16 protein-coding genes are annotated in these 17,437 nt (G+C 68.3%); 4 read left to right on the top strand and 12 right to left on the bottom strand.

The annotated features are described in order from the left end of the window. Positions 1–77: 77 nt before the first annotated feature. The 6 genes from O9271_RS10850 to uvrA all read right to left on the bottom strand — a co-directional run bounded on the left by O9271_RS10850 (position 78) and on the right by uvrA (position 6,981). Positions 78–944: a PspA/IM30 family protein gene (locus tag O9271_RS10850; protein WP_298269415.1), complete on the bottom strand. Its 867-nt coding sequence runs from the start codon at positions 942–944 to the stop codon at positions 78–80. A 3-nt stretch (positions 945–947) separates the two neighbouring features. Then, the gene (locus O9271_RS10845) at positions 948–1,352 is read right to left on the bottom strand and encodes a YbjN domain-containing protein (RefSeq protein ID WP_291263384.1); all 405 of its coding nucleotides are present in this window, start codon (positions 1,350–1,352) and stop codon (positions 948–950) included. 101 nt (positions 1,353–1,453) lie between these two features. Beyond that, entirely contained in the window at positions 1,454–2,434 is a 981-nt protein-coding gene (locus tag O9271_RS10840) for a hypothetical protein (RefSeq protein ID WP_298269412.1), read from the bottom strand. Next, positions 2,427–3,311 (bottom strand): L-serine ammonia-lyase, iron-sulfur-dependent, subunit alpha, encoded by an 885-nt coding sequence (gene sdaAA, locus O9271_RS10835; RefSeq protein ID WP_298269409.1) that lies wholly within the window; start codon positions 3,309–3,311, stop codon positions 2,427–2,429. Before sdaAA ends, O9271_RS10840 begins: the two co-directional genes overlap by 8 nt. 28 nt (positions 3,312–3,339) lie before the next feature. Next, positions 3,340–4,008 carry an L-serine ammonia-lyase, iron-sulfur-dependent subunit beta gene (gene sdaAB / locus O9271_RS10830; RefSeq protein ID WP_298269406.1) on the bottom strand — a complete coding sequence of 223 codons (669 nt, stop codon included), beginning with the start codon at positions 4,006–4,008 and terminating at the stop codon, positions 3,340–3,342. A gap of 57 nt (positions 4,009–4,065) precedes the next feature. After that, positions 4,066–6,981 (bottom strand): excinuclease ABC subunit UvrA, encoded by a 2,916-nt coding sequence (uvrA, locus tag O9271_RS10825; RefSeq protein ID WP_298269403.1) that lies wholly within the window; start codon positions 6,979–6,981, stop codon positions 4,066–4,068. An 84-nt stretch (positions 6,982–7,065) separates the two neighbouring features. On the opposite strand from uvrA, the gene O9271_RS10820 reads away from it, so the two are divergent. The 4 genes from O9271_RS10820 (at position 7,066) to O9271_RS10805 (ending at position 10,984) form a co-directional block, all read left to right on the top strand. Further along, the gene (locus tag O9271_RS10820) at positions 7,066–7,821 is read left to right on the top strand and encodes an ABC transporter ATP-binding protein (RefSeq protein ID WP_298269401.1); all 756 of its coding nucleotides are present in this window, start codon (positions 7,066–7,068) and stop codon (positions 7,819–7,821) included. A gap of 7 nt (positions 7,822–7,828) precedes the next feature. Next, the gene (locus tag O9271_RS10815; RefSeq protein WP_298269398.1) at positions 7,829–9,532 is read left to right on the top strand and encodes a hypothetical protein; all 1,704 of its coding nucleotides are present in this window, start codon (positions 7,829–7,831) and stop codon (positions 9,530–9,532) included. 54 nt (positions 9,533–9,586) lie between these two features. Continuing rightward, the gene (locus O9271_RS10810) at positions 9,587–10,312 is read left to right on the top strand and encodes an A/G-specific adenine glycosylase (RefSeq protein ID WP_298269395.1); all 726 of its coding nucleotides are present in this window, start codon (positions 9,587–9,589) and stop codon (positions 10,310–10,312) included. Between the two features lie 78 nt (positions 10,313–10,390). After that, complete coding sequence (locus tag O9271_RS10805) at positions 10,391–10,984, top strand: hypothetical protein (protein ID WP_298269392.1); 594 nt, start codon at positions 10,391–10,393, stop codon at positions 10,982–10,984. Between the two features lie 24 nt (positions 10,985–11,008). On the opposite strand, the gene O9271_RS10800 is transcribed toward O9271_RS10805, so the two are convergent. From O9271_RS10800 to mtnA, 6 genes are all read right to left on the bottom strand, one after another. Next, positions 11,009–11,563: a zinc ribbon domain-containing protein gene (locus O9271_RS10800; RefSeq protein WP_298269390.1), complete on the bottom strand. Its 555-nt coding sequence runs from the start codon at positions 11,561–11,563 to the stop codon at positions 11,009–11,011. Further along, positions 11,563–12,210, bottom strand: coding sequence for a cytochrome c-type biogenesis protein CcmH (locus O9271_RS10795; protein ID WP_298269634.1), 648 nt, complete (start codon positions 12,208–12,210; stop codon positions 11,563–11,565). Before O9271_RS10795 ends, O9271_RS10800 begins: the two co-directional genes overlap by 1 nt. After that, positions 12,210–14,246, bottom strand: a complete 2,037-nt coding sequence (locus tag O9271_RS10790) for a heme lyase CcmF/NrfE family subunit (protein ID WP_298269387.1) — start codon at positions 14,244–14,246, stop codon at positions 12,210–12,212. Before O9271_RS10790 ends, O9271_RS10795 begins: the two co-directional genes overlap by 1 nt. A 111-nt stretch (positions 14,247–14,357) precedes the next feature. Continuing rightward, the gene (locus tag O9271_RS10785) at positions 14,358–14,813 is read right to left on the bottom strand and encodes a cytochrome c maturation protein CcmE (RefSeq protein ID WP_291266686.1); all 456 of its coding nucleotides are present in this window, start codon (positions 14,811–14,813) and stop codon (positions 14,358–14,360) included. A gap of 93 nt (positions 14,814–14,906) precedes the next feature. Then, complete coding sequence (gene glpK / locus O9271_RS10780; RefSeq protein WP_298269383.1) at positions 14,907–16,394, bottom strand: glycerol kinase GlpK; 1,488 nt, start codon at positions 16,392–16,394, stop codon at positions 14,907–14,909. 7 nt (positions 16,395–16,401) lie between these two features. Beyond that, positions 16,402–17,394, bottom strand: coding sequence for an S-methyl-5-thioribose-1-phosphate isomerase (gene mtnA, locus O9271_RS10775; RefSeq protein WP_298269380.1), 993 nt, complete (start codon positions 17,392–17,394; stop codon positions 16,402–16,404). Positions 17,395–17,437: the final 43 nt, after the last annotated feature.

Raw genomic sequence — 17,437 nt, 5'->3', positions numbered from 1 at the left:
GGTGCCATGGCAACGCGGCGTCCCCGTGCCTACGGAGACGCCGCGTTGCGACCCTGGGGCAGGATCAACCCGCCGATTCAGCGCCCGGGATTCGTCTGCCCGAGCCGCTCGATTTCGGCGATCAGATCGGCTTCGGCGGTCTTCGCGTCAGATGCCGCCGCGGGAGACGTCGAGGCCGGCAGCTGCGCCGGTGGGGCGGACGGAGCGGCCGCCTCCGTGGGCCCTGCGCCAAGCTGACGCGACGGTGCCGGGGCACCAGCGCTCAGCATGCCCATACGCTGCTTGAGCGCCGACAGCTGCAAGTCGGCCGACACGCCACCGGACGCACGCTCGAGCTGCTTGAACTCGCCGGCCAGCCGATCGCCGCTGAACTCCTCGTCGATCTCCTGCGCGGCCTGCAGCTGACGCTCGTTGGCGGTGATCTTCTCCTCCATGCGCGCAAACGCTTCGAACGCCGAGTTCTCCGATAGCCCCGACATCGTTTGCGAGATACGCGCCTGGGCCTCGGCACGCCGCTGGCGCGCCAGCAGCAGGTTCTTCTTGCGCTTCGCTTCCTCGATCTTGTCGTTGAGATCGCGCAGCGACTGCTTGAGCTTCTCGGTCTCCTGCTTGTGTGCCTCCCACGTGGCCGCCAGCTGCTGCCCGTGCTCGAGATGCTCCTGCCCACGCATGAGCGCCTGCTTGGCCAGGTCGTCGCGCCCTTCCTGCACCGCGAGCATGGCGCGCTTCTCCCAGTCGTCGGCCAGCTTGAACTCGGCTTCCGCCTGATCCTTGAGGCGCTTCTCGTCGGCGATGGCGGCAGCGACCTGCTGCTTGGCCTTCGCCAACTGATTGCGCATGTCGACGATGATCTGGTTCAGCATCTTCTCGGGGTTTTCCGCCGAGGAGATGAGGTCGTTCAGGTTCGACTTGATCAGCGTCGAAAGACGATCGAAGATACCCATGGATCAGCGAGCCTCGCGGAAGGCGGCCAGCTCACGCAAATGTCCGGTGAGCGAAAGTGTCATGCTTTCGAACGACGCCAGGAACTCTTCGAAGTCAAGGTGCGCGAGTTCGAGCGCCTCGGTGAGCACCACGGCATCGCCATCGATTCCGTACGCGCCATGCAACAGGTCGGTGGCGTTCAGCTCCAGGAGGCGACGGTTGAGCGCGGCCGATTCGGCGGCGTCTGCCGGCAGGGGCATCACCTTCACGCGCAACAGCACCACCGGCGGGTTGTGGGTGACGACGACATCGAAATCGAGTGCGCCCCCCGGCTTCACCACCCAGAGTCCGGGTTCGACTTCCTGATACGTGGCGCCGTCGGCATTGAGCCGGTCGAGGAAGGCCTCGATGTCTTCACGCGTGACCATGTTCGATTCCCTTGAGGTTCGGTTGCTGAGCCGTACGGGAGCGGGCGCGGTTTCGTTTCGACACGACCCACGCCCACCGCGGAAGATACGCCGCAAACGGGTCAGGGACAGCGGCCGACATAGATCGCGCCCTGCCGCCCCTCGGTGACGAGCAGCAGGCGACCGTCGGCGAGCCAGGTGAGCCCCTCGGCGGTATCCTCGCGAATGGGGAGGGCACATCGGGCCACCAGGGCACCGGGACGTCCGGTGGCCGGATCGGCATCGAACACATGCACCGCGCCATACGAGAGCAGGGCCAGGCGTCGCCGGCCGTCGACCAGCGGTGCCGACAGGCTGGCGTCGGTTACCCAGTTGTGCGCCGTGCCACGTTCGGGGATGAGCGGCAGCGAGTCCACCACCGCCGCCGTATACTCGGCCCCCTGTCCCCACGCCGCCCGGGGCACATGGTACACGCGCACCGGGCGCCACGCACCGCCGGCACCTCGCGCGGGGCGCTTGGTCACCAGCCACAGGCCGCCATCGGCGCCGGCGTACATCGCCTCCACGTCGTGCGATCCATCGGCATAGCGCACATCGAGCGACCGCAGCACCCGCACCGTGCCCATGGCGGCGCGCGGCTCCGCGAGCTGGTACAACGTGAGCGTTCCGCGATAGGCCGCGTTGTCACCGACGTCGCCAATGGTGAGGCACTGTCCCTCATTGCAAGGACCGGTGGCCAGCGCTTCCCAGTCCCGGTTCTTCGCCCCTTTCACGTCGACCCGCCCGAGGGCGCGCCCCGTGCTGTCGAAGGCAAACAGCGTTTCGTCGTTCCCGCTGTCGTTCTGACTCCAGATCACGCCGGGCTCCCCTACCGACACCACGGCGCCCGACGCTTCTTCCAGCGCGTCGTCGGCGAAGCGCCCACTGCGGTGGGTCTCGCGCAGCACCACGTCGCCCTGGCGCACCCACCGCAGCTGGCTGCCTCCCACGCGATCGCACCCCGCCACGAGCAGGCCGGTCAGCAGCAGACCGGCGCGCCACGCAAGGGCGGCAGCAGCCGCCCCAGCGGTGCCCCCGCCTCCCGCGCCCCCCCGCTCACCCACCGGTGCGCTTCAGCTCGTACAGGCGCTCTCGCGCAAGTCGGCGTCCGGTCGGCGTGGCCGCGAGACCGCCGCCGGCGGTCTCGCGGTAGCGCACGTCCATGCTCGCGCCGATCTCCCCCATCGTGTCGATCACTTCGTCGGCCGGGATCGCGAATTCGACGCCCGCCATGGCCATTTCGATGGCCGCGAGCGCAATCGCAGCGCCGGTGGCGTTGCGGAAGACGCAGGGCAATTCCACCAAACCGCCGAGCGGATCACAGACCAGCCCGAGCGTGCCCTGCTGCGCCAGCGCCGTGGCGTGCCCCACCTGGCGCGGGGAGCCGCCGAGCATTTCCACGGCCGCGCCGGCGGCCATACCGGCCGCGGCACCGGTCTCGGCCTGACATCCGCCTTCCGCCCCCGACAGCGAAGCCCGCTCCGCCACCACGGCGCCAATGAGACCGGCCGTGGCCAGCGCATCGACCACGCGTTCGTCATCGATCCCCTGGGCGGCCGCCAGTCCCGTGAGCACGGCGGGGAGGACACCGGCACCGCCCGCAGTGGGCGCCGCCACGATCACGCCCATGGCTGCGTTCACCTCCTGCACCGCCAGCGCCCGCGCCAGCACATCGCGGAAGGCCGTACCCGCCAGTGGGCCGGCCGGCCCCGTACGCAGCTTGGCCGCATCGCCACCCACGAGCTCCGACGCACTGCGCAGGTCGCCCACCAGACCGCGATCGACGGCGCCACGCATCACCTGCAGCGCGCGCCGCAGCGCATCACGGATCTCCTCCACGGGGCGCCCCTGGTCCTGCGCTTCGGCCTCGAGCGCGACGGTGGCAAGGGTGGTCTGCCGCGCTTCCGCTTCGCGGATCGCGTCCGCCAGACTCTTGAACATCAGCGTGCTCCTGCGCGCAGCGGCGCGGTCATGCACTCACCTTGTCGAGGCGGAAGGCCCACGTTACCCACGGAAGCGCCCGAATGGCGTCGCGCACGGCCTCACGAGGTTGGTCATCCACCTCGATGACCATGAACGCGTCGCCTCCCCGCTGTTTCCGCGACAGCTTGAGCGTGGCGATGTTCACATCGGCCTCCGCGAGAATGCCGGCGATGCGAGCCACCGAACCCTTCACGTCGTGTGCCACCAGGACGATCGTGTGCAAGTTGCCCGATACCTCCACCGGGTACCCGTCGATCTCCGTGACGAGTACACGGCCCGCGCCGAGCGATGCGCCAACCATGACCGACCGCCGCCCCCCGCGCTCCAGCGAGATGCGCACGGTGTTGGGGTGCGCTTCGTCGCCGAGCGACGTCTTTTCGAAGGTGTACTGGAGTCCCTCGCGCTCCATGATCTCGAGCGCCGTGCGCAGCCGCTCGTCGTCGGGGCGAAAGCCCATGAGTCCACCCACCAGCGCCTTGTCGGTACCGTGCCCCTCACCGGTACGGGCAAAGCTGCCGTGCAACTCGATGTGCGCCGTGTCGGGCGTGCCCCCCACAAGGCAGCGCGCGAGCAGCCCCAGGCGACAGGCGCCGGCGGTGTGACTGGAGCTTGGCCCGACCATGACGGGGCCGATGATGTCGAGAAGGGAAACCATAGATGGGCAATGTAGCGACCGAGGGCGATGTCGCGACGCCGCCGCCGCGTCCGCGCCTCAGACGCGCAGCATGGGGGCAAGGTAGCGACCGGTGTGGCTCTGCGGCACGCGCGCGACCTCCTCCGGCGTGCCCTGCGCCACAATGGTTCCACCCCGCACGCCACCTTCGGGTCCGAGGTCCACCAGCCAATCGGCGGTCTTGATGACGTCGAGGTTGTGCTCGATCACCAGAATCGTGTTGCCGCGGTCCACCAGCTTGTGCAGCACGTCGAGCAGTACGCGCACGTCCTCGAAGTGCAACCCGGTCGTGGGCTCATCGAGGATGTACAGGGTGCGCCCCGTGTCCCGCTTCGACAGTTCCGTGGCGAGCTTCACGCGCTGCGCTTCGCCGCCGGAGAGCGTCGTCGCGCTTTGCCCGAGATGGATGTACCCGAGTCCCACGTCGCGCAGCGTCTCGAGCTTCTGCACGATGCGCGGCTGATGCTCGAACACACCGCACGCATCCTCCACGGTGAGGTCGAGCACCTCGGCAATGCTCAACCCGCGGAAGCGCACCTCAAGCGTTTCGCGGTTAAAGCGCTTCCCCTTGCACACGTCACACGGCACGAACACGTCGGGGAGGAAGTGCATCTCGATCTTCACGAGTCCGTCACCCTGGCACGCCTCGCAACGCCCGCCCTTCACGTTGAAGGAGAATCGACCCGGGCCGTAGCCGCGGATCTTGGCCTCGGGCAACTCCGCAAACAGCTCGCGCACCGGCGTGAAGACCCCCGTGTAGGTGGCCGGATTCGAGCGCGGCGTGCGGCCAATGGGACTCTGGTCGATGTCGATGATCTTGTCGAGATGATCGAGTCCCGTGATGCGCGTGTGGAGCCCCGGCAGCACCCGCGCCCGGAAGAAGTGACGGGAGAGCGCCTTCTGCAGAATGTCCGTCACCAGCGTGGACTTGCCCGAGCCGGACACGCCGGTGACGGCCACGAAGCAACCGAGGGGAAACTCCGCCGTGACATCCTTGAGATTGTTCTCCCGTGCGCCGTGCACCGTGAGCGTGCGCGCGGCATCACGCGGCCGACGGGCCACGGGCACCTGGATACGGCGCGTTCCACGCAGATAGGCACCCGTGATCGACGCCGGCGTGTCCAGCACATCCTGCACCGAGCCGGCGGCAATGACCTCGCCCCCGTGCTTGCCCGCACCGGGGCCAAGGTCGATGAGGTAGTCGGCCTCGCGAATGGTCTCCTCGTCGTGCTCGACCACGATGACCGTGTTGCCAAGGTCGCGCAGCTGCTTGAGTGTGCCCAGCAGCCGTCCGTTGTCGCGCTGGTGCAGACCGATGCTCGGCTCGTCGAGGATGTACAGTACCCCCACCAGCCGGGACCCGATCTGCGTGGCCAGGCGAATGCGCTGCGCCTCGCCGCCGGAAAGGGATTCGGCGCTGCGATTGAGCGTGAGGTAGTCGAGTCCCACGTCCACGAGAAAACGCAACCGCTCGCGGACTTCCTTGAGAATGGGACCCGCAATGCCGGGATCGAGACCGGGATGTCCCGCGCTGCGCACCGGCACGCGCTCGAAGAAGGCCAGGGCGTCGGCCACGCTCAGCTGCACCACATCGCCGAGGTTGCTGCCGTGCACCGTCACCGCGAGGGACTCGGGGCGCAGCCGCTTGCCGGCACACGCGGGGCACGGCGCCGCCACCATGTACGCATCGAGTTCGAGACGCACGCCATCGGAGCTGCTCTCGTCGTAGCGCCGCTGCACGTGGGTGACGATCCCCTCCCACGACGTTTCGGACGCCTTGGCCGCCGTCTTGGCCGCCGAACCCTTGACCGCCTTCTTGACCGCCTGGCGCGCGCGCGGTGGTGCGTCACCCATGCCGTACAGGAGCTGCGTGCGCACCGACGCCGGAATCTTTCCCCACGGTGCGTTGAGGTCGAACCCGAGCAGCTTGGCCAGCCCCGGCAGGATGACCTTGCGCAGGTAGCCGTCGGGTTCGCCCCAGGGGAGGATGACCCCTTCGAGAATGGAAATGCTGGGGTCGCCGAGAATGAGCTCCTCGCTCACGCTGCGGGTGGTCCCGAGGCCGCTGCAGCTCTCGCAGGCGCCGAAGGGCGAGTTGAAGGAGAAGTGGCGAGGCTCCAGCTCGGGCATGGAGATGCCGCAGGTGGGGCACCCGTAGCGCTCGGAAAACATCTCCGTGTGTGGGTCCCCACCGTCGTAGCGCACCACCTCCACCAGTCCTTCGGCCAGCCGCAGCGCGGTTTCCACCGAATCGGTGATGCGGCCGCGGTCTTCCGTGCGTACCACCAGCCGATCGACCACCACGGAGATCGAGTGATTGAGCCGGCGGTTGAGCTTGGGCGGATCGGCGAGCTCAATGAGTTCCCCGTCCACGACGGCGCGAACGAACCCCTGCTTCCGTGCCCCTTCGAACAGCTCGCGGAACTCGCCCTTGCGCTCCTGCACGAGGGGCGCGCGAATCTCGAGTCGCGTCCCGTCGGGCCACGCGAGGACCTGTTCGGCAATCTGCGTGGGACTCTGTCGCTGGACCGCCCGGCCGCAGCTGGGGCAGTGCGGTGTTCCGGTACGGGCGAACAGCAGGCGCAGGTAATCGTAGATCTCGGTGACCGTGCCCACCGTGGAGCGCGGATTGTGTCCGGCCGATTTTTGTTCAATGGAGATGGCCGGCGACAACCCTTCAATGGCGTCCACGTCGGGCTTCTCCATGAGCCCGAGGAACTGCCGCGCGTAGGCCGACAGCGACTCCACGTACCGCCGCTGCCCTTCGGCGTAGATCGTGTCGAACGCGAGCGAGGATTTTCCGGAACCCGACAAGCCGGTGACGACCGTCAGTTTGTCGCGCGGGATCGTGACGCTGATGTTGCGCAGATTGTGCTCACGCGCCCCACGAACCACGAGGGCGTCGGATGCGGGCGCCGCGGGCGGATTCACAGAGGGGATCGTCGGTTCAGGCATAGTCGTGGAAGCTGCGAGAAGCCCCGGAGCGACACAACCCCGCCGGGTCCGTGCCGCCCGACGGCTCTCGGTCGTCTATTGCGCATGATCGAGATCTCTTCGCTTTCCAAGCAGTACGGCACCTTCACCGCCGTACGCTCCCTCGACCTCGTGGTCCCCGCCGGCGAGCTGTTCGGCTTTCTGGGGCCCAACGGCGCCGGCAAGACGACCACCATGCGCATGATTGCCGGCATCCTGCAGCCCAGCGCCGGTGCCATTCGGATCGCCGGTCATGATCTGCTGGCCGCCCCCATGCAGGCCAAGCGCGCGCTGGGGTTCATTCCGGACCGGCCGTTCATTTACGAGAAGCTCACCGGCATCGAGTTCCTGCGTTTCAGCGCCGGGCTCTATGGCGAGGCGGGTCCCGACGTGGATCGTCGCGGCCACGAGCTCCTCGCCCTGTTCGACCTGGAGCCGTGGCGGGACGAGTTGGTGGAGAGCTACAGCCACGGCATGCGGCAGAAGCTGATCATCGCCAGCGCCTTCGTGCACCGTCCGGCCGTGATCGTCGTGGACGAACCGATGGTCGGTCTCGACCCGAAGTCGTCGAAGATCCTCAAGGACCTGTTCCGCGAGTACACTCGCCGTGGCCACACGGTGATGATGAGTACGCACACCCTGGAGATCGCCGAAGGCATGTGCGATCGCATCGGCATCATGCAGAAGGGGGAGTTGGTGGCGTGCGGGACCATGGACGAGCTGCGCGCCTCGTCGGGACAGGACGACGCCCTGGAGGACATCTTCCTGCGACTCACGGGCGACCTCGTGGCGCGGGAACTGGTGGAGGTGCTGGATGCCTGAGGCGGGGATGCCCCCCGTGCCTGGCACCATGGATGGCGGCGCGTGGTCGCTGCTGCGCCCCAAGTGGCAGATGGCACGCAATCGAACCCGCCACCACCAGCAGGGTGACCTGCGGCGCGTCGTCGTGGTGGGGTCCGTCGCGCTGCTCTTCTGGAGTGCGACCTTCGCGCTCGCGCTGCGCCTGCTTCGCTATTTCCGCAGCGCCGAGGACATTGGCGCGCTGCTGGCGGCCAAGCTCCTGGCCATGATCCTGCTCTCCTTCGGCTCCATCCTCCTGCTCTCGAACACCATCGCGGCGCTCTCGAACTTCTTCCTGGCCCGCGACCTCGACCAGCTGGCGGCCGCGCCGGTGCGCAGTGGTTCGTTGTACCGGGCGCGCCTGGCTGAGACCGCGTTGCACTCGAGCTGGATGGTGGCGCTGCTGCTGGTCCCGCTGGTGGGTGCCTACGGCGTGGCCTATCGCGGAGGGCTCGACTTCGTGCTCTTCGCGCTCGCGGTATTCGTTCCGTTCCTGCTCATTCCCGCCGCCCTCGGTTCGGCGGTGACGTTGCTGCTGGTGAACATCTTTCCCGCGCGCCGCACACGGGACCTGTTGAGCGTGATCGCGGCTCTGGCGGTGGCGGGACTCGTGCTGCTCTTCCGCGCGGCGCGCCCCGAGCAGCTCGCGCGTCCCGAAGGCTTCGCCAACTTCATGCAGTTCGTGGCCGCCCTCGACACCCCGAGTTCGCCGTGGCTTCCCAGCGAGTGGGTGAGCGCGGCGGTGGTGAAGTACCTCGAAGGGAAGGCCGCGTGGCAACCGCTGCTGCGCCTCTGGGCGGCGGCCGCCGTGCTGGTGGGAGTGGGACATGTGCTGTACGCGCGCGGGTGGCGCCGCGCCTACAGCATGGCGCAGGAAGGAGCCACCAAGCGCGGCACGGCACGCAGTGCCCGGCCGTGGCTCGATCGTGCACTCACCTTCCTTGGCCCGCGGCGTCGTGAGCTGGTCCTCAAGGAAATGCGGGTCTTCGCCCGCGACAGCACCCAGTGGTCACAGCTCGTGCTGCTGGCGGTCCTGCTGGTGGTCTACGTGGCCAACGTGCGTTACCTGCCACTCAATGGCGAAGGCGTAACGGTTCTGCTGCGCAACCTCATTCCCTTCCTCAATCTGGCGCTGGCCGGCTTCGTACTGGCGTCGATCGCCGCGCGCTTCGTCTTTCCGAGCGTCTCACTTGAGGGGCGCGCGCTGTGGCTGCTGCGTTCGAGTCCGCTCCCCATGGGCGAGCTGTTGTGGGCCAAGTTCTGGGTGGGCGCCGTGCCGCTGCTGGTGCTGGCGCTGGTACTCGTGGGAGCCACCAACGTCATGCTGCGCGTCACGCCGTTCGTGCATCTGGTGTCGCTGGTGTCCATCACGGCGCTGGTGTTCCCGCTGACCGCGCTGGCGCTGGGGTACGGCACCTTCTATCCGCGCTTCGATTCCGAAAATGCCGCCCAGATTCCCACCTCCTTCGGCGGCCTCCTGTTCATGATCACCGCCATCGGCCTCATTGGCGTGGTGGCGTACCTCGCTGGACGTCCGGCGGCCCGCTGGGTGGTGGCCGAGCATTTCGGGCGCGTGCGTGATCCGCTGGACCTGGCGGTGCCGTTTGCCATGGGGGTACTGGTGTGCGCGGCGGCGACCGCGGTGCCGTTGCTGCTGGCGCGGCAGCGCCTCGACGCGCTCGAACGGGGATGACCCGCGGTGCCCAGGGGGTGAAGGGGCGCCGGCGATCCTTTAGCTTTGCGCCTCATGTCTCCGCGCGTCGCCGCCCCGTCGTTCGTTGCCCCGCCCCCTGAAACGGCCACCGCCTTTCGGCGGCGCTTGCATGCCTGGTTCCGCAAGCACTCGCGTGACCTGCCCTGGCGGCAGACCCGCGACCCGTACCGCATCCTGATTTCGGAGCTCATGCTCCAGCAAACGCAGGTGTCACGGGTGCTGGACTTCTACCGGCGTTTTCTCGAACGCTTTCCCGATCTGCCCACGCTCGCGCGGGCCCGTTCGCACTCGGTCATGGAGTACTGGGCGGGGCTCGGATACTACGCTCGGGCGCGCAATCTCCACCAGCTCGCGCGCCACGTGACGGCCACACGTGATGGCGTCATTCCCAGTGAGCCCGAGCAGCTGCGCGCGTTGCCCGGTGTGGGCGCTTACACGGCGGGGGCCGTGGCCTCGTTCGCGTACGAGAAGCGTGCGGCGCTCGTGGACACGAATGTCGCGCGTGTCCTGCACCGGGTCTTCGCCCCTGAGCTCAACCCCAAGAGTGGGGCCGGGCTCAAGCGCCTCTGGCATTTGGCCGAACAGCTGCTCCCGCGCAGCGGAAAGCAGTGCTGGACACACAATCAGGCACTCATGGAGCTGGGGGCCCTCGTCTGTTCGGCGCGTGCCCCCAAGTGCGGCGTGTGCCCCGTGCGTGGCCTGTGTGCCAGCGTCGATCGCATACCGCGATCGGTGCCAAAGCGCGCCACCGGCACGTAATGCCACGCGACGCCACCGGCCGGCAGCTCCGCTCGATCGCGTGAGACGATCCTTCGACGATCCTTCGATGATCCTTCGATGATCTTCTGTGAGGTTGACGGGGTACGTGCGCGCACCGCGCCACTGCACGACCGCGCCGCACACGCCAGCGCCGAAGCGCTGGGGCAGGCGTGGTTCGGCCCCAACTTCAGCGAGTCGTGCTTCGACGCCTGGGCCGCGCGCTGCGCCAACATCCTCTTCGTGGCCGAATCCCCGGAAACAGGCGAGTTCCTCGGCTACGCCGATCAGCTGTTCCTCGCGCCGGGCACGGCCGCCGCGTTGCGCGCCGGCCAAATCGACGAAGCCCAATTCACCAAGCACGATGTGCTGGGCGATGAAGCCGTGGCGCAGCTGCCGGCAGGCAGTGCGGTGACCCTGTACCTCGCGGGCATGTGCGTGACGCACCCCGGTACACCGCACGGTCGTGCCGCCGCGCAGGCCCTGCGCGGCTGTCGACGCGCCCTGCTGGCCGAATGGCGAGCCCGCGGGTTGACCATTCACCTGCTGCTCGCTGCGGCCACCGAGGCGGGGAGCAAAATTGCCACGCGCGCCGGCGGTGTGCTGATTGGCACGGGCGACGCGCGCGTGGATGGCTACGACTTGTACGAATTGCCCGATCTGCCCGACTGGTAACCGTCAGCCGTCAGCGGTCAGCGGTCAGGCTGCGGCGAGTTGCGTGCCGCAGCCGCTGCAGAAGCGCGAGCCGACCAGATCGATTGCCGTGCCGCACGCACCACACTTTTCCGGCAGATAGCGCCCGCAGCTGGAGCAATACGTGGCATCCGGCTCCGGCCGCGGTCCGCACACCCCGCAGCTGCGCACGTCGGCGCGGGCACGGGCAATGGCCGCTTCCACCGGATCGAGCGCGCCATCGAGTACGGCCCGCGCCGGCGCGGGCGCTGCGACGGTGCCACCACCCGCCGCCGCCTCCGCCGCCCGCAGCTCCGCCAGTGCTTCGCGGGTGTAGCGCTGCTTCATATCGGCGTAATCGCTCTCGCTCAGCTTCCCGGTTTCGCGATCGAATTCGATTTCGCGGAGGGCATCGACGGCGGTATTGACCGCTTCGTCCTCGTCGCGGCGCCGCTTGCGCGCCGGCTTCACGCTCTCCGACGCATCCATGGCCCCAAGCAGCGGCGACAGCACGAGGGTGAGGGCGGCGAGCGCCAGGCCGGTCCCCACCACCAGCGGCAGGGCGCCTTCGGGCAGGGCCATTACCGCTCCTCCCGTAAGGCCGCCTGCAACTTGGCCAGTTCCTCGGGGGTGGCATCGAGAGTGGTCTCGCCGGTGGTTGCTGCCGTGCGCGACGGACGTGCAGACTCCGTGCGCTTCGCATTCATGCGCCAGCTGCGCAGCAGCACACCAATGCCGACCCCCCCTATGGCCACCGCCGCAAACGGGGCAAACCACGCCACGAGGCTGAACCCTTCCTTGCGCGGCGCGTTGAGGATGAAGTCGCCGTAGGTACCGGTGAGCGCCTCCATGATCTCGGCGCCGCTGTAGCCACCGTCCACCAGACGCTGAATGTCACCGTGCACCGCCGGCGAAATGCCGCAGGAGAAGTCGGTGGTCCGGCACGTGTAAATGTCGAGCGTGCACGGACACGGACAGGCCAGTTCACGCTCGAAGGCTTCGAGCTGCTTCGCGTCCATGGTCGGCTTCGCGCCGGGCTTGGGTGGGCGCGACACCGGCTTGTAGCTGTCCGATGTCATCTCCTCGCCACCCGGGGCCGCCGCAGCGGGCTGCTGCGCCAACGCGCGACGGGACACGAGCGCCGTTCCGGCAGTCAGCGCACCCGCCCGCAGGAGGAACGCCCGCCGCGACTGCCCGCTGCGGGAGGTGAGCGGATTACGGGACTCCATCACGCGCCCGCACCCACCGGTTCGAGTTCGCGCCCCATGGGGATCTGCGCCACGTACCCGCCTTCGCGTTCCGCCTTCTGCGCCTGCGGCCACATCACGATGAGTCCCCCGAAGGCCATCACGATGCCGCCAAACCAGACCCACCACACGAGCGGGTTGAAGTTGATGTGCACCGCGGCGGTGTCCCGATCCACGGCGCCTGTGAACACCAAGTACACGTCCTGCTTGGGCGACTCGAGAATGCCCACCTCGGTGGACGGCTCGAACGTGGGCTCGCCGCGCGAATTCACGTGCTGGCGCTTCTCACTGGAGAGCAGCCCCATGCGCTTGCCATCGCGGGTGACATCGAACGTCACGGCCGTCACGCGCCGGTTGAGCTGCTCGAAGAACGAGATGCCCTGACTGGTGAACACCCAGTCGTGACCGTAGGCGTCGGTCATCTTCACCGACTCGCCGGTCTTGAGCGTGGCCGTGATGTCCTTCTTGAACATGAGGCCGGCGAAGGCACAGAAGAGCACCACCACACCGAAGTGCACGATGTAGCCACCGTAGCGGCGGCGATTGCGACCGATGAGGCGGAAGAAGGCCGCCAAGAGGCCTTCGCTGTACATGCGGCGCCGTGCCCCCACCCCCTTCACGAACTCCTGGATGATGGTGCCGAACACGAACCCGGCCAACAGGTAGGACGCCAAGGCATACGGGTCACGCATTCCCAGTGCGAGCAGGGCCGCGAAGACCACCACACCCGCAATGAGCGGCGCCGTGAACTGCCGCTGCAGGTTGGCCACGGAGGCCCGGCGCCAGGCAATGAGCGGACCGATGCCGGTCAGCGCGAGCAGCAACAAGCCGAGGGGGCCGTTGACCGCGTTGAAGAACGGCGGCCCCACCGTGATCTTGTCGCCCTTCACCCACTCGGAAAGAATGGGGAAGAGCGTGCCCCAGAGCGTGGCGAAGCAGATGCCCACCAGCACCAGGTTGTTGTACAGGAAGGCGGCCTCGCGACTCACCATGCTTTCCAGCTCGGCCTTGGCCTGCATGTCATTGAGGCGCGTGCTCACGAGGTACACGGTGACCGCCGTGGCCGCGATGAGGAAACCGAGGAACCAGTTGCCGATCGGGGAGCGCGCGAAGGCGTGCACGCTTTCGATGACACCCGAACGGGTGATGAACGTGCCCAGAATGGTGAGCAGGAAGCTCAGCACCACCAGCGTCACGTTCCACTTGCGCAGCATGCCGCGCTTTTCCTGGATCATGATGCTGTGCAGGAACGCCGTCACCGTGAGCCACGGCAGGAACGACGAGTTCTCCACCGCATCCCATGCCCAGTAGCCGGCCCAGCCCAGCTCCACGTAAGCCCACCACATGCCCAGCACGATGCCGATGGTGAGGAAGAACCAGGACACGAGGGCCCAGCGACGCACCGCCCCCAGCCACTGCGCATCGAGCTGCCGCGTGACGAGCGCGCCAATGGCGAAGGCAAAGGGAACCGCGGTGCCGACGTACCCGAGATAGAGCATGGGAGGGTGCGCCGCCATGCCGGGGTTCTGCAGCTGCGGGTTCATGCCGCGGCCGTCGGCCGGCACCCAGTCGAGGCGCTCGAACGGATTCTCCGCGAACGCCATGGTCATGAGGAAGAAGAGCGCCACGACGCCCAGCGTCCCCGTCACGAACGGCATCATGGCCCGGTTCTTGTCGCGGTTGGTGAACACCGCGATGGCCGCGTACATCGTCATGATGAGCGTCCAGAACAGCAGCGACCCCTCCTGCCCGGCCCAGAATGCCGTGAACAGGTACACCTTGGGCAGATTCGCGCTGGTGAACGACGCGACGAACTTGAGCGAGAAATCGTGTGTGAAGAGCGCCGTCCACAGGCCGATCGAGGCCAGGACGACGAAGCCGAACGTGGCGTACATGGCCCGTTCGCCACTCTTGATCAGATCGGGGCGCGCCTGCATGCCGCCCGCAAAGGAGACCGTGGTCGTCCAGGCCGCCATCAGCAGGGCGATCCAGAGCGACAGCTCACCAACAAGAATCATGACGCCTCGCGCGGTGCGCGGAGGCCGGGCGCCGACTCGCGCCCGGCGCGTGAGTTGCCACTACGGTGTGACGGGTCGCGGCACGGACGGCCGCGCACGACGAACGCCGAGTTACGCCTTGGGGACGTTGTCGGGGTGCTTGGCACCCGGCGGGTACTGCCCCGGCTGCCCCGGCGCGTTCTCATAGCGCGAGGCGCACTTGGCCAGGAGCGTGGTGGCCTGGAACACCCCGTTGGCGTCGAGACGCCCCTCCACCACGATATCCACGCCGTCGGTGAAGGTGTCGGGAGCGACGCCGCGATAGTGCACCGGGTACGTCTTCGTACCGTCGGTCATGATGAACGTCAGCTCGCGGCCGCCCGGGTCACGTTTGATCGTGCCGTCCACCACTCGGGCTCCGATCTTCACGCCGTTCTTGGAGAAGCGCGGGTTGACGGCCACCTTCGCCGCCAGTTCACCCGGCGTGAGATAATAGGTGGCCGTCTCGTCGATTGAGCTGGCCATGAGATAGGAGGCAGTGCCGAGCACCAGCACGCCGCCGAGCAGGAACTTGTTGCGAGCTTTCACGGGGTCGCCGTCCTGTTAGGTCGGGAGGGTAGGGCTGGAAGATACTACGACGGCCGGGAAAGGGCACTATTCCCGACAGGCTTAATCGGAATACTACCGGGAGTCACGGGCCCACCCCAGCGCCGCCCGGACGGCGCGGCGCCACCCTTCATACGCGGCAGCGGCCGCGGCCGTTCCGCCCGCCGAGGGGGAGAAGCGCGTGAACGGCCGGCTGGCCAGGAATTCGCTCCCGTTGGCCCAGACACCGGCCGCCAGACCGGCCAGGCCGGCGGCTCCGAGGGCCGTCGTTTCGACCATGTCCGGGCGGTCGACCGGCACCCCCAGTACATCGGCCTGGAATTGCATGAGCCAATCGTTGGCGGTGGCGCCGCCGTCCACCCGCAGCTTGTCGAACGGCACCCGACCGTGGGTGCGCATGTCCCCCAGTACGTCGCGGGTGGCGTAGGCCATGGCCTCGAGCGCCGCGCGCGCGAAGTGCGCCACGCCGGTCCCGCGGGTAATGCCGACAATGGTACCACGGGCGTTGGGCTCCCAGTCCGGCGCGCCGAGCCCCACGAGCGCGGGCACGAAGTACACCCCTTCGTTGGAGGGCAACGAGCGGGCGAGCGCCTCCGTCTCACGGCTCGTGGCAATGATCCCCAGCCCGTCGCGCAACCACTGCACGGCGGCGCCGGCAATGAAGATGGAGGCCTCGAGGGCATACACCGGCTCCCCGCGCTCGTCACAGGCGATGGTGGTGAGCAGGCCGGAGCCCGACGCCGGCTGGTGCGTGCCCGTGTTCAGCAGCAGGAAGGCGCCGGTACCGTAGGTGTTCTTGCCGTCGCCGGCGCTCCACCCTCCCTGCCCGAAGAGCGCGGCCTGCTGGTCGCCGGCGATACCGGTAATGGGCAGCGACACGCCAAGCGTGGCCACGGTGGTGCGCCCCACTTCGCCGCTCGACGACACCACCGCGGGCAGCAGGGCGGGCGACACCCCGAACAGCGCGCACAGCTCCTCGCTCCAGACGCGCCGGTGAATGTCGTACAGCATGGTGCGCGACGCATTCGTGTGATCGGTGGCGTGGACCGCCCCGCCGGTCAGGTGCCACACCAGCCAGCTGTCGATCGTCCCCGCGCACAGCTCGCCGCGATCGGCACGCGCGTGGTGATCGCCCTGCGCCAGCAGCCACTCCAACTTTGTCCCGCTGAAGTAGGGGTCGGTCACCAGTCCCGTGAGTGCGCCAATGCGCGCCTTGTGGGGTTCGAGTTCGGCGCATCGCGCGGCGGTGCGCCGATCCTGCCACACGATGGCCCGGTGCACGGCACGTCCCGTGGCCCGTTCCCAGAGCACGATGGTCTCGCGCTGGTTGGTGATCCCCACGCACACCGGCGCCTCGGCGCCCGCCTGCGCCGCCGCCGCCATTGCCTCGCGGGCCGCATCGAGCGTGCGCTCAAGAATCTCATGCGCATCGTGCTCCACCCATCCGGGGGCCGGGTAGTGCTGCGTGATTTCGCGGTAGGCGCGGCCCATGACGCGCCCATCGCGGGCGATGACGAGACAGGTGGTGCCGGTGGTACCCTGATCGATGGCGAGGACGGACATGGGTCGCTCAGGCGAAGGGAGGAGTGACGAGACCGCGGTCGGTGAGATAGCCCGTCACGAGCTTGTGCGGCGTGACGTCGAAGGCGGGATTCCACGCCGGCACGCCGGGCGGCAGCTCGCCCAGTTCATCGCTGCTGCGGTGTTCGATGACGATGTCGGCTCCCGTTGCCGTGGCCGGATCGATCGTACTCCACGGCGCCGCCACGTAGAACGGTACCGCATGGGCGCGTGCCGCGAGGGCCACCCCGTACGTGCCCACCTTGTTCGCCACATCCCCATTGGCCGTGATGCGATCGGCGCCGACGATCACCAGATCCACCTGCCGCTGCGCCAGGAGCGACGCGGCCGCGCCGTCGGGCAACACCGTGACGTGAATGCCAGCACGGGACAGCTCCCAGGCCGTGAGCCGCGCACCCTGGCGGAGGGGACGGGTTTCGTTGGCATACACCGTCACCAGGCGACCGGCCGCATGGGCCGCGTAGATCGGCGCGAGCGCCGTCCCGGTTCCCGCGGTGGCCAGCGCCCCCGCGTTGCAGTGGGTGAGAATGCGAGCCCCGTCCGGCACCAGTGGCAGCCCATGCCGCCCCATGGCGGCGCACATCTGCACGTCTTCCTGGCGGATCACCTCGGCCTCCACGCGCAGCGCCTCCAGCAGCCGCTCATCGTCGGTGTCGGCAGCCAACCGGAGTAACCGGTGCACGGCCCAGGCGAGATTCACCGCCGTGGGACGGGCGTCGACGAGACGCGACGCGTATTCCGGAAGCAGGGCACGGGCGGTACTCCCCTGCCCCCCGCTGTCAGCGGCCAGCGAGACCGCCAGGCCAATGGCGGCGGCCACCCCGATGGCGGGGGCACCACGCACCGCCAGCGTCCGGATGGCGTCGATCGTCTCGGAGAGCGCGACGAGGTCGCGCACCAGCTCGCGCTCGGGGAGGAAGCGCTGGTCGAGGATGCGGAGCGCGCCGGTGTCGGGGGACCAGCCCACGGAGGGGATATGCATTGGAGGGTAAGGTAATGCCGGCGGCGACCGGCGCGTCGCTAGC

This window comes from Gemmatimonas sp. (assembly GCF_027531815.1).
Classification (GTDB): domain Bacteria; phylum Gemmatimonadota; class Gemmatimonadetes; order Gemmatimonadales; family Gemmatimonadaceae; genus Gemmatimonas.
The sequence above is the reverse complement of the archived record's forward strand: the minus strand, read 5'-3'. Positions and strand labels throughout refer to the sequence as shown.

Bases quoted from the DNA above. Each gene is read 5' to 3' on its own strand.
- O9271_RS10850 (WP_298269415.1), bottom strand. From the start codon at position 944: ATGGGTATCTTCGATCGTCTTTCGACGCTGATCAAGTCGAACCTGAAC.
- O9271_RS10845 (WP_291263384.1), bottom strand. From the start codon at position 1,352: ATGGTCACGCGTGAAGACATCGAGGCCTTCCTCGACCGGCTCAATGCC.
- sdaAA (WP_298269409.1), bottom strand. From the start codon at position 3,311: ATGTTCAAGAGTCTGGCGGACGCGATCCGCGAAGCGGAAGCGCGGCAG.
- sdaAB (WP_298269406.1), bottom strand. From the start codon at position 4,008: ATGGTTTCCCTTCTCGACATCATCGGCCCCGTCATGGTCGGGCCAAGC.
- uvrA (WP_298269403.1), bottom strand. From the start codon at position 6,981: ATGCCTGAACCGACGATCCCCTCTGTGAATCCGCCCGCGGCGCCCGCA.
- O9271_RS10820 (WP_298269401.1), top strand. From the start codon at position 7,066: ATGATCGAGATCTCTTCGCTTTCCAAGCAGTACGGCACCTTCACCGCC.
- O9271_RS10815 (WP_298269398.1), top strand. From the start codon at position 7,829: ATGCCCCCCGTGCCTGGCACCATGGATGGCGGCGCGTGGTCGCTGCTG.
- O9271_RS10810 (WP_298269395.1), top strand. From the start codon at position 9,587: ATGTCTCCGCGCGTCGCCGCCCCGTCGTTCGTTGCCCCGCCCCCTGAA.
- O9271_RS10805 (WP_298269392.1), top strand. From the start codon at position 10,391: ATGATCTTCTGTGAGGTTGACGGGGTACGTGCGCGCACCGCGCCACTG.
- O9271_RS10800 (WP_298269390.1), bottom strand. From the start codon at position 11,563: ATGGCCCTGCCCGAAGGCGCCCTGCCGCTGGTGGTGGGGACCGGCCTG.
- O9271_RS10795 (WP_298269634.1), bottom strand. From the start codon at position 12,210: ATGGAGTCCCGTAATCCGCTCACCTCCCGCAGCGGGCAGTCGCGGCGG.
- O9271_RS10790 (WP_298269387.1), bottom strand. From the start codon at position 14,246: ATGATTCTTGTTGGTGAGCTGTCGCTCTGGATCGCCCTGCTGATGGCG.
- glpK (WP_298269383.1), bottom strand. From the start codon at position 16,394: ATGTCCGTCCTCGCCATCGATCAGGGTACCACCGGCACCACCTGTCTC.
- mtnA (WP_298269380.1), bottom strand. From the start codon at position 17,394: ATGCATATCCCCTCCGTGGGCTGGTCCCCCGACACCGGCGCGCTCCGC.